Origin of the sequence: Chromobacterium subtsugae (assembly GCF_035919665.1) — a bacterium.
Classification (GTDB): Bacteria; Pseudomonadota; Gammaproteobacteria; order Burkholderiales; family Chromobacteriaceae; genus Chromobacterium; species Chromobacterium subtsugae.
On the sequence record NZ_CP142381.1, the window covers coordinates 1,671,380 to 1,686,511 of the forward strand.

Here is a 15,132-nt window from a genome sequence, read left to right on the forward strand (position 1 = left end):
TTGGAAAGACTCTTTCTAAATTTTGGTTTTATGTAAATGAATCTTCCAAAATCAGAGCTTGATGATGTGGATCGCGCCATGATGGCGCTGCTGCAGCGGGACGGCAGGCTGTCCAATGCGAAGCTGGCCGAGCAAGTGGCGTTGAGCGAAACGCCGTGCTGGCGCCGGCTGAAGCGGCTGGAGGCCGACGGCTATATCGAGGGCTATCAGGCGGTGCTGAACCGCAAGAAGCTGGGCTACGGGGTGCTCGCCTTCGTGCAGGTCGGTTTCGGCAGCCATACCGGCGATGCGCCGCTGCGTTTCGAGGCGCAACTGCAGGCGATTCCGGAGGTGTTGTCCTGCCACAACCTGACCGGCGAGTGCGATTACCTGCTGCAGGTGGTCGCCGAGGATCTGGAAGCGTTCGGCGTTTTCGTGCGCGACGTGCTGCGCGAGCTGCCCGGGGTATCGTCGATCCGCTCCAGCTTGTCGCTGCGCGAGGTGAAAATGTCGGGCCGGCTGCCGGTAGCGGCGGATCGGCGCGGATGAGGGCATTGGGCCATGCGCCGGGCGGCAGGGCCGTGACTGGCGGGCGTTAGCCTGGCCTGTTTTAAGCTTGCGCCTAAGGCGCGGGCATCACCGCGTAGCCTGGCTTTTCCGCGCCGACGCGGATGTTGGCGATCACCAGCTGCACATTGGGGGTGCGCTTGATGAAAGACTCTATCCCGGCCACCGCGCGGCGCGCGCGGGCGCAGCCTTCCACGTAGACGAAGCGGCGCTGCACGGTGAGCCATAGGCTGGCGTCGGCGAAACGGCGGCTTTGAGAAAAACGGCGCCGCAAATCGGCGGCGATGTCGGCGTCGTACATGTAGGCGTTGGGCTTGGCGCATTGTTTGGCCAGCCAGCAGCTGGTGCCGCGCTCGATGCGCGAATGCGCTTGCTGTTTCATTTCCGCCTCGGTGGCGAACGGGCCCTGCGGCAGCGGGCAAGCGGCTATCCGGCCGCGCGCCTGGAAGAAGGGGTCGTCGAACCAGTTTTTCAGCGGCGGCGAGGCGAGAGCGGCGGAGGTCGCCGCAAGCAGGCCGCCGGCCAGGCCCAAAACGAGGGCGCGTAGAGAAGCGGCGTCAGCGAAAAAGCCCCTGGGGCTTTTGCCGCTTTTGTTGGCCTTCCTGGCGGGAAACATCATGAGACGCAATGCCGAAGTACCGGATTTCAGCCGTGTCAGTGGAAAGCATAGCCTGGTTAGCGCCGGGCCGCTTCCTTGTCCCGCGCCTGATCGCGCGTGGGAGGGCGGAGCCGCGGCCGCTTTCGCCTGCTGGCGGTCGGTCTGAGTTGTCTTTGGGGATGGATGCAAGATGGGTGCTTTCCCCTTGAGCGCGGCTGCCAAAGCCCCTTGTCCGCGCCGTGGCGCATTGTGTTTATGACGCTAAGTTTCTTCTAAGCCGCTCTGGTTATGCTTCGGAGCAGAGTTTGGCCGCTGCCGCGCAGGCGCGGCCGATGTCTTTGCGATCGTCGTCAGGAGGGGAGCGATATGTTTTCACTGGATATGCCAGGGCGGTGGGCTCAGGCGGCAGGCGCGGCGGTTCTGATGTTGGCGCTGACTGTGCCGGCGCAGGCTGGCGAGCTGAAAAGCTTGATGAAGGATATGAAAACCGCGATGAACGGCGCGATGGGCAGCGCCGACGTCAACGAGTTTTCCAATTGTCTGCAGCGCTTGCGCCTGGATGTGGACCGCGCCGCGAAACTGCCTTATCCCGATAATCCAACCGATTATCGGGAGGGCATGCGCACTTTGAGCGTCGATTTGAACAAGGCGGAACAGTTCGCCCGAGCGGGCAACCTTGCGGCGGCGAAGCAATCGCTGCAAGCCGCCAATCAGACCAAGAAGCGCTATCACCATTTGCTCAACTGAAACGGGGGGGACATCATGTCGGACAATGCTCGCTATCCGCTTTCCGTCAGCTTGTTGCACTGGTTATTGGCCTTGCTGGTGTTTTTAAATTTCGCGCTCGGTTACTTGCTAGACGACGAAGAGTCGCTGCTGGCCGCGCATAAATTGATCGGGGCCTGGATTTTATTGCTGGCGTTGGCGCGGGCCGCGAACAAGATGCGCTTGCGCAAGCGCTTGCCGGCCTCGCTCAATCCGCCCGGCTCCTGGCCGTATCTGGCGGAAAAGTGGGCGCATGGCTTGCTGTATCTGTGCATGCTGGGAGTGCCGCTCTTGGGGTGGCTGAAAACCAATGCTGCGGGTCACGCCGTGACGTTGTTCCCCGGCTTGGATTTGCCGGCGCTGGCGGCGACAAACCGCAGCCTGTCACACTGGTTCGGCGGCATGCACGAAAGCTTGGCCGCCTTGTTTGCTTTGTTCATCGGGCTGCATGTCGCGGCGGCGCTGTGGCATCGCATCAGCCATCCCGGCTTGGGGCAGGCGCGGATGCTGCCCATGCGCGGCGTGAAACGCTGAGGCGGAACGCGTTGTCATGGATGATGTCAATTACACGCTTTTTGAATGGCTCAACGCGCCGGCTTTGCCATCTGGTTGCTTGTTGGCGCTGGCCAAATTTTTAGGCGAATACTTGATTGCGCTGATGCCGCTGCTGTTGGCCGGCTGTTGGCTCTGGGGAGGGGCCCGGCAGCGCAAGGCGGCTTTGGAGGCCCTGGCGGCGGCCTTGTCGGCGCTGGGGCTTAATCAGCTGATCGCCTGGCTGTGGCCGCAGCCTCGGCCTTTCATGCTGGGGCTGGGACATTGCTTTCTCAATCATGCCGCCGATGCCTCGTTCCCGAGCGACCATCTGACCTTGTGGTGGTCCGTCGCCGCCAGCTTCTGGTTGGGGAGGGCGATGCGAAACTGCGGATACGGTTTGCTGGCGGCCGGCTTGCCTATGGCTTGGGCCAGAATCTATCTGGGCGTGCACTTTCCGCTCGATATGCTGGGCGCGGCGGCGGTGGCCTGGTTCAGCGCCTGGGTTGCGTATCGATTGGCCTGGCGGTATTTGCCGCCTGTTTATTGCGCGGCATTGGCGATGGAGCGTCAGCTGTCCAGCTATTTTTCCTCCCATTCCGGGAGTGTTAAATAATCTTTGGCCAACTAAGCCGCCGCTAAGTCTGCGTGGCTAATCTGAAAACAGCCCCAACGGCTTGGGCCGGCTGGTCCGGCAGAACGATGCAGTTTAAATGGAGAAAACCATGTCTATCGCTCCCATCGCGGCAACGGGGCCGCAAGCTTTGTCTCCCGTGACGTTCCGCGGCGCAAACGCAGCCGCGGCCTATCAGCCTGCCGCTGCCAATGGCGCGCCGGCGCAGGATCAGGTCCGCATCAGCAGCGCGGGCCGCGCCAAACAACAGGAAGAAGCCGCCGAGTCCGCCGCCCAAGCCGCGCAAGAGGCGGCGAGCGGACAAAGCTGATCGCCGGCTCGGCGGGCGCGGAGGTGTCGTCATCGTCCGCCGCCCCGCCTGCGCTGCTTGCGAATGATCGACATGTTCTTGTCGCACGCACTGGCGCTGTTTGAAGCGCATCCTCCGTTTTTGCTTCTGTTCGCGCGATGCGCTTGGCGCGGCCATGGGGCGCATCTTGTTTTTTTACCCTTGTTTCTGTTGTCGCTGGCGGTTGCCTGTTCCGGCTGCGCGGCGTGGATTGCGCAGCGGTGGAGAAAAGGGCATGTGCCGCGCCGGGAGACTGAGCGTGGCAGAACGCGCAAGCGCTGAATCCCGGATCCCGTTTATGCGATGGCGCAATGACGCTATATGCTGAAAGAATCCAGCGGCCTGCTGTGAAATCAATGTGCAAGCTGGGGCGCCGCGCAACTGTCGAAAGGGGACGCATGAGGGTTTTGTTGATAGAAGACGATCCCATGGTGGGCGAGGCTGTCGTGTCGGCATTGCGGGACGCCAGCTACGCGGCGGACTGGGTGCGGGACGGCAAGCGCGCGCTGTTGGCTTTGGAAAATCATGTTTATGACTTGTTATTGCTGGATCTGGGTCTGCCTGGCCGAGATGGCATGGATGTGCTGGCTGCCGTGCGCCGAGGCGGCAATCCGGTCCCCGTGCTGATCGTCAGTGCCCGCGACAGCCTGGACGACAGACTGAAAGGCTTGGATGGCGGCGCGGACGATTACTTGCTCAAGCCCTTCGACATGGCTGAGCTGCTGGCGCGGATGCGCGCGGTGGCCAGAAGAAAAAGCGGCCACGCGGCCGCCTGTCTGGGGAACGGCGTGGTAACGCTGGACCCGGCCACTCGCGAGGCAAGCGCCGCCGGCGCCGATCCCGTTTTGCTGTCCAATCGAGAATTTTCGCTGTTGCAGGCGTTGTTGGCGCGGCCTGGCGCCATTCTGTCGCGCGGAGAATTGGAAGAGCGCATCTATGGCTGGGGCGAAGAGGTGGAAAGCAATGCGGTGGAGTTTCTGATTCATTCCCTGCGCCGCAAGCTGGGCAGCGCCGTGATCAAGAATGTCAGGGGAATGGGATGGATGGTGTCCAAAAGCGCCTGAGAGATTCGCTGCAGCTGCGGCTGCTGGTTTCACTGATCGCAATGATCCTGCTGTTGACGCTGGCGGTGGGCGGCGTGTCTTATTGGTCGGCTTTCAAAGAAGCCAACGACATGCAGGACGGCATGCTGAATCAGGCGGCATGGCTGCTGGACCAAGAGCGGGTGCCGCCTATCGAGACCACGGCCATGCACCCGGTGGTGTTGGAAAACGAGTCTAGGGTGCTGATTCAATTTTTAGCCGCGCATCAAGCCGTGCCGGGCCGGCTGCCGCTCCCAGCCGATCTGCCGAATGGATTGCAGACCTTGCAATTGAACGGCGAGCCTTATCGCGTGCTGGTGAAAACGCTATTCAACGGGGTTCGCGTGGCGGTGGCGCAGGAGCGGCATATTCGAGACGACATCGCGGCGGACGTGGCGATGCGTACCGCCTTGCCGCCTTTTTTGTTGCTGCCCTTCATGATCTGGCTGGTCGCGCGCCTGATCAAAAACATGTTGCGGCCCATAACGGAATTATCTCGGGAAATCGATCTGCGCCAGGTAACGGAGTTGCACTCCGTCGAGGAGGAGCGTTTGCCATTGGAAATCCGTCCCTTCGCGGTGGCGATCAATCGCCTGCTGGACCGAGTGTCGCAGAGCGTGGACAGTCAGCGGCGCTTTCTGGCCGATGCCGCGCACGAGCTGCGTTCGCCGATGACCGCCTTGTCCTTGCAGGCGGAGCGCTTGGCCGCGATAGATCTGCCGGACAATGCCCGGGAACGCATGGCGACTTTGCGTTGCGGCATTGAGCGCAGCCGCCGCTTGTTGAACCAGCTGCTGACAATGGCGCGGGTGCAGACTACGGCCGCTCCGCAAGCCGGCATGGCTGCGCCGGTGTCCATCCAGGCGGTGTTTCGCAGCGTGTTGGAGGACTTGATGCCCTTGGCGGAAGCCAAGGGCATCGATATCGGGGTGGAGGATGGGACGGATGTCGCGGTGAAGGCTTCCGAACTGGACCTGGCCACGGTGGTGAAAAACTTGGTGGACAACGCCATCCGCTATACGCCATCTGGCGGCAAGGTGGATTTATCCGCCGGCGTCCTGCCCGATGGCGTTTTTTTGGCGGTGGCCGACAATGGCCCCGGCATTCCGGAGCCCGAGCGCGAACGGGTATTCGATCCGTTTTACCGAATGCTGGGGACTGAGCAGCAGGGGTCCGGGCTGGGCTTGGCTATCGCGCGCGAGGTGGCTGGCAGGCTGGGCGGCAGCATCGCCCTCAACTGGAGCGCAGAGGCTGAACGGTTGGGTTTGAAAGTGGTGGTGAAATTGCGGGCTGATTGACTGAGCCGGAGGCCGGCGGCGCGGCTTGATATTCCCCGCATCCGCCAAGCCCGGTTAGCGTTTGGCGGGGGTGGTGTTTACCCGAGTGCCGACGCCACTGTAGGGCGGCAAAATCAGTGAAAAAAGAGCCTTGCCACTCAAGGCTCTTTGCATTTGCGCGGCCATGCTGAGCAAGGACTGCGTAGCATCGTGACTGCAAAAATTTTTGGATAAGCCGGCGAGCGTTAGTCCATCCAGTTCGAATAAAATGTTAGGCGCGCAGCCAATAGCAAAGCTTAGCAACTGACTTTTCATGCTGTGGGTGTGACATATCTGACTCATGGTTTGGTAGCTCAACTCTCCTAACCCAAAGTGGAAACCACAATAGGTCTCTGCTGTCTGCTTTCGTCGCTACGTTTTTGCGGGAGGAGGTCAGCGGTGCGATGCAGGAAATTTACTCTTGTGAAACGAGTAGCTATCTGCTTTACTTGAAAATGACGATGGCATTTATGGAGCGGCCGTCAGGCGATGGGGATGAAATGGCGTAACGATTTGGCGCGAAGATAGATTTTCATCCGCCGTTCACCATAACGGAAGGCTTTAATTGTTCCTTCAATGCGTTGGCACAACTACCTAAACGACTAATTTGTAAAATAAGGAGTAGGCATGACCTTAATTCGACAGAATGTCTGGGGGCTTGGTCGCCAGCTATGCTTATGTATGCCAAAGCAGTGAAGGCAATGAAAGAAAAACCCCTCGACGATCCACTTAGCTGGCGATTTTGGGGAGGCATACATGGTTTTGACCAGACGCTATGGCAAGCTAACAATTATTGGGCCGTCGGCGAACCAACAAAAGCTGTTCCATATTGGGATCAATGTCAGCATGGCTCATGGTATTTCTTGCCCTGGCATCGTGGTTATATATGGGCTTTTGAAGCGGTTGTTCGGGCCGAGGTTGTGAAGCTTGGTGGTGATCCAGGATGGACTTTACCTTATTGGGATTATTTCAAGCCGGATCAGAACGGACTTCCTGTCGAGTTCACCTCGGCAGATTGGCCTGAAGGACAGGGAGATAATCCACTTTACGTGCCGCAACGCTATGGTCCCAACGGAGATGGCAACGTTTTCATCGACCTCAGTGTGGTAAACCTAGATTCAATGGGCGATGATGAATTTACGGGAGCTGATGGAGGAACCCCTCCAGGATTTGGCGGCCCCGATACGGGATTCCACCATTCTCGTGGCCAACATGGGGGGCTTGAGACTCAGCCTCATGACAACGCGCATGTGTCTATTGGTGGGTCATTTGATCCGAGCAAGCCAGAAGGCCTCATGTCGAGACCTCAAACTGCAGCACTGGATCCAATTTTCTGGCTGCATCATTGCAACATCGATCGCTTGTGGGAAGTGTGGTTGCGTGCCAATCCAAACCATCACAACCCGCCAGAGTCTAAATGGTTGAATGGACCGAAATCGACTGGGGCAGAGCAGTTCATTCTTCCAATGCCGAATGGCGAGAGTTGGAAATTTGCCCCCAAAGATGTTGTAGACATTGGCAAGCTTGGCTACGCCTATGCGGATACTACGAGCATTGAGGTTCCTGCCAGAGCAGAGGCCCGCATGAGGGCGCTGGGTGCGCCATTACGTGGAGACATTCAGATGGCTAGGTCCCAAACCGAACTGCTTGGTGCTAATGCGGGAGCAGTACAGTTCATCGGCCAGTCAATTAGTACGACGGTTGCCATGGATTCATTGGTGCGTAAACGTGTCACGGCCAATCTGGAAGCCGTTGTGGCGGGGGAAAGTGACACGCCAGGGAAAGTATTTCTGGCACTGGAGCATGTTCGAGCCAAGCGGGATGCGCTGGTTTTCGATGTCTACATCCATGCCAATGGCTTGGAGGCCGCAGGGGAAGATGCTGGCTTGAAAGCTGGAAGTATCGCCTTGTTTGGTGTCACCGCCGCTTCCCAGGAGGAGGACGGCCACGCGGGAGAAGGCAATAGTTACTCCATTGATATAAGTGGCATCATCGACTCATTGCACTTGGCCGGTTCGTTGAGCGACAAGGTCAGGGTCACCTTAGTGTCACGCTACCCTATTCCGGAGGACGTAGGGTTGTCGATTGAGCGAATTGGCATCTATCGGCAAGGGTGAGGCCGTGGCGAGCGTTCGAATACAGTTCGTACCGTGTCGCCAACCTTGGTTTTGGGTGCTGGTGCTGGCCACCTTTTTGGGGTGGCTGGCCCTCCTAGGGGGCGGTGACTCTGGGGGGATGGCATCTATCTGTTCTGCCACATCTTCCTGGTGGATTCAGGGCAGGGTTGGAGGAGTCGGACACCTGGCCATTCTTCCCTTCCACACTATTGCCTTTGCATGGTTCGGCATGATCATCGCCATGATGATGCCGTTGCTCTTCGAGCCGATTCGCGCATTGCGTTGGCGTACTTTCACCAGTCTTCGGAACTCGCTTTCCGTGCTGTTTGGTGCGGGCTACATCCTGGTATGGATGCTCATAGGCCCTTTATTGCTGACGCTGTCTGCTGCGATCTCCTTGCTGGGTGAAATAGGGGTAGGGGTTGCGCTCGGTGCCGCTTTAATCTGGCAGTTGTCTCCCGTGAAGCAGTGGTCGTTAAATAGGTGTCACCGTCAGCCAATCCCTCCTGCATCTGGTGGTGGCGCGTTCTGGGGCTCCTTTAAGCTTGGTGTCTCTCATGGGCTTTACTGTGTTGTGGCGTGCTGGGCACTGATGCTCATTTCGCTCGTTTCTCCAAAGTGGCATATGCCAATCATGATTGGGACGGCGTTATTTGTCTTTGCCGAGCGATTGCAGCCTTCTGCCTCGCCTGAATGGGGCTGGCATGGTATTGGTCGGGCCATGCGTATCGCCAAGTTGCTAATAGTAAATAAGATATTTCTGTATCGGATTTCTTGTGCTACTAGGCCTGGGTCAATAGTCCATTTACCTTAAGTTAGTGGGCCGCGGTGAAGGGGGGATCTTACCGCGGCCCCCTAAAACCGTCTAAAAGCTTGCATTAACCAGTTAGGGGATTTCTGGGAAATCCTAGGCTGGAGTCGTTGAAGCGAGCTCCTATGTTCGTTGTGTCACCGTCCCATTAAAGCTAGCCGGCTCGACTTAACCGGTCCCAGTAGTAGCGGCTGAATACATCTATTCATCATTAATTTATTTAAGGTGCAACCAAAATGGAATTAGGGCGTTCGTGGATGTTAGGGAGTTCAGTCAATCTCACACTGGGTTTGCATCCCGTCTTGCCTGCTGAGGGGAATCCATTCTTCTTGCCGGGCAATCAGGCGATTACGACCAACGAGGCGAACTTGGCGCAAGAGCCAGGTAGTTGGGAGCACCCGGAAATCACGTTGCATGCCAATGCCGAATCATTACTGTCCTCATTGTTCGATATTCGAATTCGCTTCGAAAGGGATGAGCAGCCTTTGCCCTCAGTCGGAGCAGGTGCTTTGCTTCTACACGATGCCAATCGTCAGGCAGTGCTGGACAATCTAGCGGGTCGCTTGGGCATGGATCTGAGCAGAAACGATAGGGCATATGCGCTAATCATGGTGCGCCGTGTTGCCGGTAGTTCGGTTCACCGTTCGAGGGAGCGAGGCGTATTTGGCATTCCCGACCGCCATGCCATGGTGGCTGAAGCCTTTGACCGCGCATCTAGCCGTTTGCGTCCCTGCCTAAGTCCTTCCCGTCCAACTCCGGATCAAACTATCTCCCAGCACTACCTGGACTTTTCCAAGAACTGGGGTACCCATTACGTTTCGCAGATTTGGACTGGCGATGTGATTTATCAGGTCCTGTCTTACAAGCTAGACCGCTTTGCCGTACTGCAACAGGCCGCCCGCGACAACCCAGAATCCTTCTCTGGTCCGTGGGCCGCGATGGGCTTCTCGTACTACACCCGCCCTCGCAACGGCGAGTTCGGCGATGTAGAAGAACGCAGTCCCATCGGCATTCTCAGTGGCGATCCCGAGCTAGCTGCATCAGTTGCTGCAGGCGACTGGCGGGATGAAAAATGGGCTGGAGCTAATAGCGTCTTGGCTCCCATGCTTGTCAACAAAACCAGTTTGCTGAGGACGTTTAGTCGAATCGTGCCGATCGCGGTGGAGTTGAGCTCTCTTAGTCTGTTCCTAGAGTATTACCGCAAAATCACTTGGCGTAGGATTTGCCTTGCTGCGCTGTATCGGAAATGCGGAGGCTCGATCCAGGTCGGATTTGGCCTGGTCTCTGATCCTATTGTCAGCCAAATGTACAGTGGGGAAGGTGGGCTGCTGTCCTTGATAGCCAGTCCAGTTATCAAGCTATTCCGTCGGCGTTTCGCACCAGCGGAAATGAACCTAGTTGCTTCCGAGCGAATCCGCGAAACATCCATCGTCTGCAACCTACTAGAGGTATCTTCAGACTGCTCACTTCCAGGTGAAACTGTCACCTTGCTTGCACAAATGGTTCTTGCTGGTAGCGCTGGGCCCGATTTACCCAAGCTAACGCTTTCGGATGCAGCTTATGCTGCGGATAAGCTGTGGTTTGGTCAATTCCAAGGGGCCTTACGGTTGGTTGCTGCCACCAGCCAGGACTGGACCTTAATTGTCGATGGAGTCCGCTTCGACACGTGTCCAGATGAAGAAACCGGCCAAATGAGGGTAGTCGCGACACGCGATCTATGCGCCCCCCCCACGGCAGATATTCTCCCCATACTGAAACAGCCTCTACAGTTTGCCCAGGTATCTACGGAAGCACTTTGGCGAGTCAACCAGGTCGCCCCTCGCGAAGGTGTCACGCGGCGCATTCAGGCGTTGCTCGATTGGTTGGTGTTTATCATCCCAGGCGATACCAGTGATGAAACGCTGGCCTGGGTCCGCTTGAGTTGCCTATATCTCGCCCGTGCTGCCGGTACCCTGACTAACGCGGCCAGAAGAGTGCCGTACTTAACGTATGGCGCCTATCGCGAGTTGATGGACTCGGTGATTGAAGTCACAGATGACATCACCCGTACTTCGCAGGATTACCAGAACCGGATCCGTGAGCGGCAGCAGGCAGAACGGCTGATTAAAGCGGCCGAGACGCTGAATCAAAACATCATTGCCAGCGGTGCTATGTTGACCGACTACATCTCAGCCAGCGCACAGCAGCAAACCGAACTGGCTAGGCTGCATGCCAGCATTGTCGAAGTTGACGACACCGCCATCGCTAAGACCGCCGCCTCCCTGCAGGAGCTGGATCGGCTATTTGCAGAGCAGCAAATGGAGGTAGACAAGGCCGTCGAGCATTACCAGACCGCTGTGGCGAACTGGGAGACGATGGAAATCATCAAGTTCTCGATCAACTTGTGCCTTCAGGTATTCAAGGTCGGTTTCGCCATCAGTACGCCGATTGCTCCGGCGAAAGAGGGTGTGACTGGCTTGGGGGAAACCGCCAAGAAGATTCAGAAGTTGGTCGGAATCATCGCGGGCATCAACAAGGTCATGAAGCTGATTGAGGGCGGGGTTGATAACATCAAAGCGGCTCAAAGCATGCTGGAGGATATCGAGTCAGGCACAGACAACTTGATAAGCGCGCTAGAGTGGAACGAATTTCGCGCCAATATGAAGCTAGCCTTGTCCACTGGACCATCCTTGCCGGAAAAGAATGCTCTGGAAGTGGCATTCGACATCCTGGTTCAGCGGGCCCAAGCCCAGCTAAACGCCCAAGCCAATGCAAAGAAGCTGATTGGCGATCGTCTACTGAACTTACAACGTCAACGGATCAACCAGAGTCAGGCTGATAGGTTGGCTTCGATCGCATCCAAGCTGTCACAGCAACAGATCGATGATGCTTCTCTTTGCAACATAGACCTTGTCAGTTTAAGCGGTGAATTAGAGGCACAGAAGCTGCAGATGACCCTGACGCTAGCACAGACCTTATTGGTGCAAGATCAGGCACTGCAATTTGAGTATCTGCAAGAACCACTGGATTTACCCGCCCTAGACCTGCAGGCGTTGAAGATGGCTTTGGTACGTCAGAACGTATCTACCATCAAGGCGCTCGAATTGTTGTCGCCAGTACCTCAACAATTATCCGAACCGATTGAGTACATGATTGAAGGTGTACCTGTTTCGACTCTGATCAATGGCTCGAGTTTTCGCTTCGCCATTCCGCTATCGGCTCGAGAGTTTTTGCCATTCACCATGGTGCGGGTTAAGGATGTGACGCTGCGCATCGATGGGGTTGCCGGTAGCGATGGTGGTAAGACCGTCAGTCGATTGCTGTATCTGGGAAATCCATTCGAGGACAGAGCCCAAAATCGAGATCCTCTCTGCTTCTCGTCGGTGTCGCGCAAGTTGGAGTTTCTGACTGACTTGAAGTCTGGTGACGTGGTCTTTGGTGGGGCTGGGGCGGCAATAGACAACATCAGCCACATCACACCCTTCTCCGACTGGGAGGTCTCGTTTCCCAAGGTCGCATCAAACAAAGGGCTGACATTCGAAGGCGCCACGGTTGATTTGTACTTGTCGTTCAATCTTATAACTCAGTTGAACGATGCTCCTCTGTTTTTGCAACGCAAGGCCTTGCCGAAAATGGCCATGCAGCGCTCGCTAGACGCCAATGGGGCGCAAGCGCCTGTTGTCAGCCGGAATGACACGCTAGCCGCAATGAAGGGCCGTTCAGTGACAAAGGGTTGGGATGTAGTGTTGAACCTGACTGAGGCGAAGATAAACGCCTTGTTCGAAGAGCAATATAATGATCGTAAGAACAATCCGCAATTTGTCAGAGAAATACCGAAAACGGAGAATGTTTATACGGATGAAGACACCGGCACCACGACGCGGACTGTCTACTCGATGCAGTTGGGTGCGCCTCGCATCGAGTTCATGAACAACAATTCACAATACGCCAAGGTTTTCATGGAGGTGACCGGTGGTAGTTATGAATTTGGTGTGCTAAACGATGGTACTTATATTCCTATCTCAGCCATTAAAGATAGCGATATGAAGGGAAAGACTCTCACCGCTTACGCGGAACTGGGTAAGATAGAGGGGAGTGTTGATAATAGTCGGAATCAGGTTGTGGTCAACCTGTCTAAGGGCACATTTTCAACCAATCTATTCAAAATTACCACCACGAACCCAATGTTCAACGGCTTCATTGCAGAGTACTTTGCCGAGCTTGATACTAACTATGAGCTCGGTGCCCTTAGCATGGATAAATACTCCGTGATAGATGCGCTGAAACCGAGAAAATTTCAGTTTAACGTCCTCCGCACGAATGCTGAAAAAGACTTACTACAGCTGTTTATCACCACAGATGGTACGCAGAAGTCAACGTTGAGCTTAGATGTCGAAGAGCCTGTCCCAGACGGGGATGATTGCAGTATGATCGTGAGTTCACGCATCATTTTTGATAAAGTGCTACCGGCCAGTCTGAGGGATGGTGGTAGTTACCTGACGTTGGAAGGTGTGGATCCTGGCAATAACCATACTACTTGGTCAGGTCGTTTCACTAGTGGCACTTTGCAAGCGACTTTCACTTCTAGTAATCCCAATATTCGTATCAGCAGCAGCTCCAACTTGGTGCCGGTGGACTTCACTGGGATGATTATTGGCTGCGATGATGGTGCCAACCTTAAGATCAATTATGCCAAGACCGAGAGCCGGTCGTTCCAATACTATAAGGAACACTGTTCTCCCACACCCGGCGATCCCTTGAATCCCTCCTGCATCCATAGTTGGGACAATCACCAGTTGGACGTCACAGTCAGTTTGTCCTCCGACCTGCCAATCAGCTTTGGTGGAAGTGGCCAGAATCAGCAGATTGATATCAACGCTTCTAGTGCTATTGTCAAGGTTGGTGGCAACCTCTCGCCGGCCGGCTCGTGTGAAACAAACGACAGAGAATTGCAAAGCAACTTTCTGGATCAACTGAGCAACCAGCTCCCACCTTACATCCGTAGCAACCTAGGCGTGAACTTCCAGGGGATTTCGCTGTTCGCACTAAAAAATCTGCTTTTCCCAGCGAACAATATCATTACCTTCAATGGCGCTTATACACCAGGTGACATGATCGTGTTTGGTACCATAGCAAGCAAATTGAATTGAAAGCCTGCTCTCATGTGAAGCAGCCCGCCAAAAGGCGGGCTGCTTTTCTTTGGGTTACTGGTCCATCGCTACCTGCATAGCGGGCCAAATCCACTGGTGTCGATGACCTCCTCCCGCGGATTCGATCAGCGGCGCGATCACTTGGAAACGGCGCTGGTTCTCAGGGGTGTTGGCCTCCGCCTGATACTTGATCTCTACAACTGCGCGTCGACCGTCGCGTAGGTGCAACAAAAAATCTGGCGTATAGCTATGGGCCTCACCGTCGAGCTCGTAGTCCAGAGCGAACGGCTCCGGGATGATGAGCATGACCTCGGGTGCTAAGTTGTAAAGCCGGATCGCGTTGTGGGCTAGCCCGGATTCATAGGGTATGCAGCCGTCAATCCCTTTGTTTGACGGGCATATACCGCGATAGGAGCCATTGCCGTATTAATACCGTCTGGTCTTTATCGCACGGGCAATAGGGCACTTCTCTACATTTAGGGGGTGTCCTTTTTTGCTATGTAGCCATAGGTGTTCCTTTCACGTTTTCTCGTGATGTTCTCGTTGCATTTCCTCTAAATTCTAGCTGCCGATCGCTTGATGCGACAGCAATTTCTCTTCGTAACATACTGTTTTTCCGTGGAAACTATATTCTACGAAAAATTATGACCGTGGAATTTTGCGAATGAGTGATAAAGATCCCTCCGAGGATGACCTTAAGCCAATTTTTGTCGTGGATGCTTCTCTGGATCCCGGGATTTTTATCCGAAGGAGATTCAGGATTTGCGAAGGGATAACAGGGAATTTTCAATGAGTTACTGAGGTGTAAGTCGGAGATTGGATATCGGGGGATTTGGCAGGCTTTGCTTTTTATTCTGCTGTTGGATTGAAATGAAAAACACAGAACAGATGAAATCTATTCTGTGTTGTATTTTTGATACTGCATGCGCAATGGCTTGCTATTGTAATTTTGGTTTGGGACCAATCTGCATTGGTTGCAATGTATTTTCGCTGAGATCTCAACAATACTCAGTCCCTACAACTACTGTAGGGAAGCAAAGTTAGTGAAAAAAGCCTTCCTTGCCGGGTAAGGCTTTTTGCACTTTCTTGTCAGCGTAGCAAGACCGATCAGATGCAGAGTTCCTGAAAAAAACCAACTTTTCTGCTTAGTTGTTGAAAAAATCTGTTGGTCAAGGTGTCCCGAATCCTGAAGTGGGGGAAATGGGTGCTTTGAACAGGGTTTTTTCGTCGAAAGCACCCTTCATCTGATGGTGCGCGTCATGCTGTCGCGAGGTT

13 protein-coding genes are annotated in these 15,132 nt (G+C 55.5%); 11 read left to right on the forward strand and 2 right to left on the reverse strand.

Translation table 11 applies throughout. The annotated features are described in order from the left end of the window. Positions 1 to 36 precede the first annotated feature (36 nt). The gene (locus tag U6115_RS08220; protein WP_043574659.1) at positions 37 to 528 is read left to right on the forward strand and encodes an Lrp/AsnC family transcriptional regulator; all 492 of its coding nucleotides are present in this window, start codon (positions 37 to 39) and stop codon (positions 526 to 528) included. A gap of 73 nt (positions 529 to 601) precedes the next feature. Here the strand turns inward: U6115_RS08220 and U6115_RS08225 are convergent, their stop codons facing one another. After that, positions 602 to 1,165 carry a BON domain-containing protein gene (locus U6115_RS08225; RefSeq protein ID WP_052258021.1) on the reverse strand — a complete coding sequence of 188 codons (564 nt, stop codon included), beginning with the start codon at positions 1,163 to 1,165 and terminating at the stop codon, positions 602 to 604. Between the two features lie 402 nt (positions 1,166 to 1,567). On the opposite strand from U6115_RS08225, the gene U6115_RS08230 reads away from it, so the two are divergent. The 10 genes from U6115_RS08230 (at position 1,568) to U6115_RS08275 (ending at position 13,857) form a co-directional block, all read left to right on the forward strand. Then, complete coding sequence (locus tag U6115_RS08230; protein ID WP_052258022.1) at positions 1,568 to 1,891, forward strand: cytochrome b562; 324 nt, start codon at positions 1,568 to 1,570, stop codon at positions 1,889 to 1,891. Positions 1,892 to 1,906: 15 nt separating this feature from the next. Then, the gene (locus U6115_RS08235) at positions 1,907 to 2,443 is read left to right on the forward strand and encodes a cytochrome b (RefSeq protein WP_043574662.1); all 537 of its coding nucleotides are present in this window, start codon (positions 1,907 to 1,909) and stop codon (positions 2,441 to 2,443) included. A 16-nt stretch (positions 2,444 to 2,459) separates the two neighbouring features. After that, positions 2,460 to 3,056 carry an undecaprenyl-diphosphatase gene (locus U6115_RS08240; protein ID WP_043574666.1) on the forward strand — a complete coding sequence of 199 codons (597 nt, stop codon included), beginning with the start codon at positions 2,460 to 2,462 and terminating at the stop codon, positions 3,054 to 3,056. A 109-nt stretch (positions 3,057 to 3,165) separates the two neighbouring features. Continuing rightward, a complete protein-coding gene (locus tag U6115_RS08245; RefSeq protein WP_146008351.1) occupies positions 3,166 to 3,384 on the forward strand; it encodes a hypothetical protein in 219 nt (72 codons plus the stop codon). Between the two features lie 63 nt (positions 3,385 to 3,447). Beyond that, positions 3,448 to 3,684, forward strand: coding sequence for a hypothetical protein (locus tag U6115_RS08250; RefSeq protein WP_146008350.1), 237 nt, complete (start codon positions 3,448 to 3,450; stop codon positions 3,682 to 3,684). A 116-nt stretch (positions 3,685 to 3,800) separates the two neighbouring features. Beyond that, positions 3,801 to 4,466, forward strand: a complete 666-nt coding sequence (locus U6115_RS08255; protein ID WP_043574668.1) for a response regulator transcription factor — start codon at positions 3,801 to 3,803, stop codon at positions 4,464 to 4,466. Then, positions 4,442 to 5,782 carry an ATP-binding protein gene (locus U6115_RS08260; protein WP_043574670.1) on the forward strand — a complete coding sequence of 447 codons (1,341 nt, stop codon included), beginning with the start codon at positions 4,442 to 4,444 and terminating at the stop codon, positions 5,780 to 5,782. The genes U6115_RS08255 and U6115_RS08260 overlap by 25 nt, the downstream gene beginning before the upstream one ends. 719 nt (positions 5,783 to 6,501) lie before the next feature. Then, positions 6,502 to 7,917, forward strand: a complete 1,416-nt coding sequence (locus U6115_RS08265; RefSeq protein WP_181243237.1) for a tyrosinase family protein — start codon at positions 6,502 to 6,504, stop codon at positions 7,915 to 7,917. Further along, entirely contained in the window at positions 7,886 to 8,731 is an 846-nt protein-coding gene (locus tag U6115_RS08270; RefSeq protein WP_146008349.1) for a copper chaperone, read from the forward strand. The genes U6115_RS08265 and U6115_RS08270 overlap by 32 nt, the downstream gene beginning before the upstream one ends. 233 nt (positions 8,732 to 8,964) lie before the next feature. Further along, positions 8,965 to 13,857 (forward strand): hypothetical protein, encoded by a 4,893-nt coding sequence (locus U6115_RS08275; RefSeq protein ID WP_146008348.1) that lies wholly within the window; start codon positions 8,965 to 8,967, stop codon positions 13,855 to 13,857. 54 nt (positions 13,858 to 13,911) lie between these two features. On the opposite strand, the gene U6115_RS08280 is transcribed toward U6115_RS08275, so the two are convergent. Beyond that, on the reverse strand, positions 13,912 to 14,163 hold the full coding sequence (locus U6115_RS08280) for a TnsA endonuclease N-terminal domain-containing protein (RefSeq protein WP_043574675.1): 252 nt from the start codon (positions 14,161 to 14,163) through the stop codon (positions 13,912 to 13,914). Positions 14,164 to 15,132 lie beyond the last annotated feature (969 nt).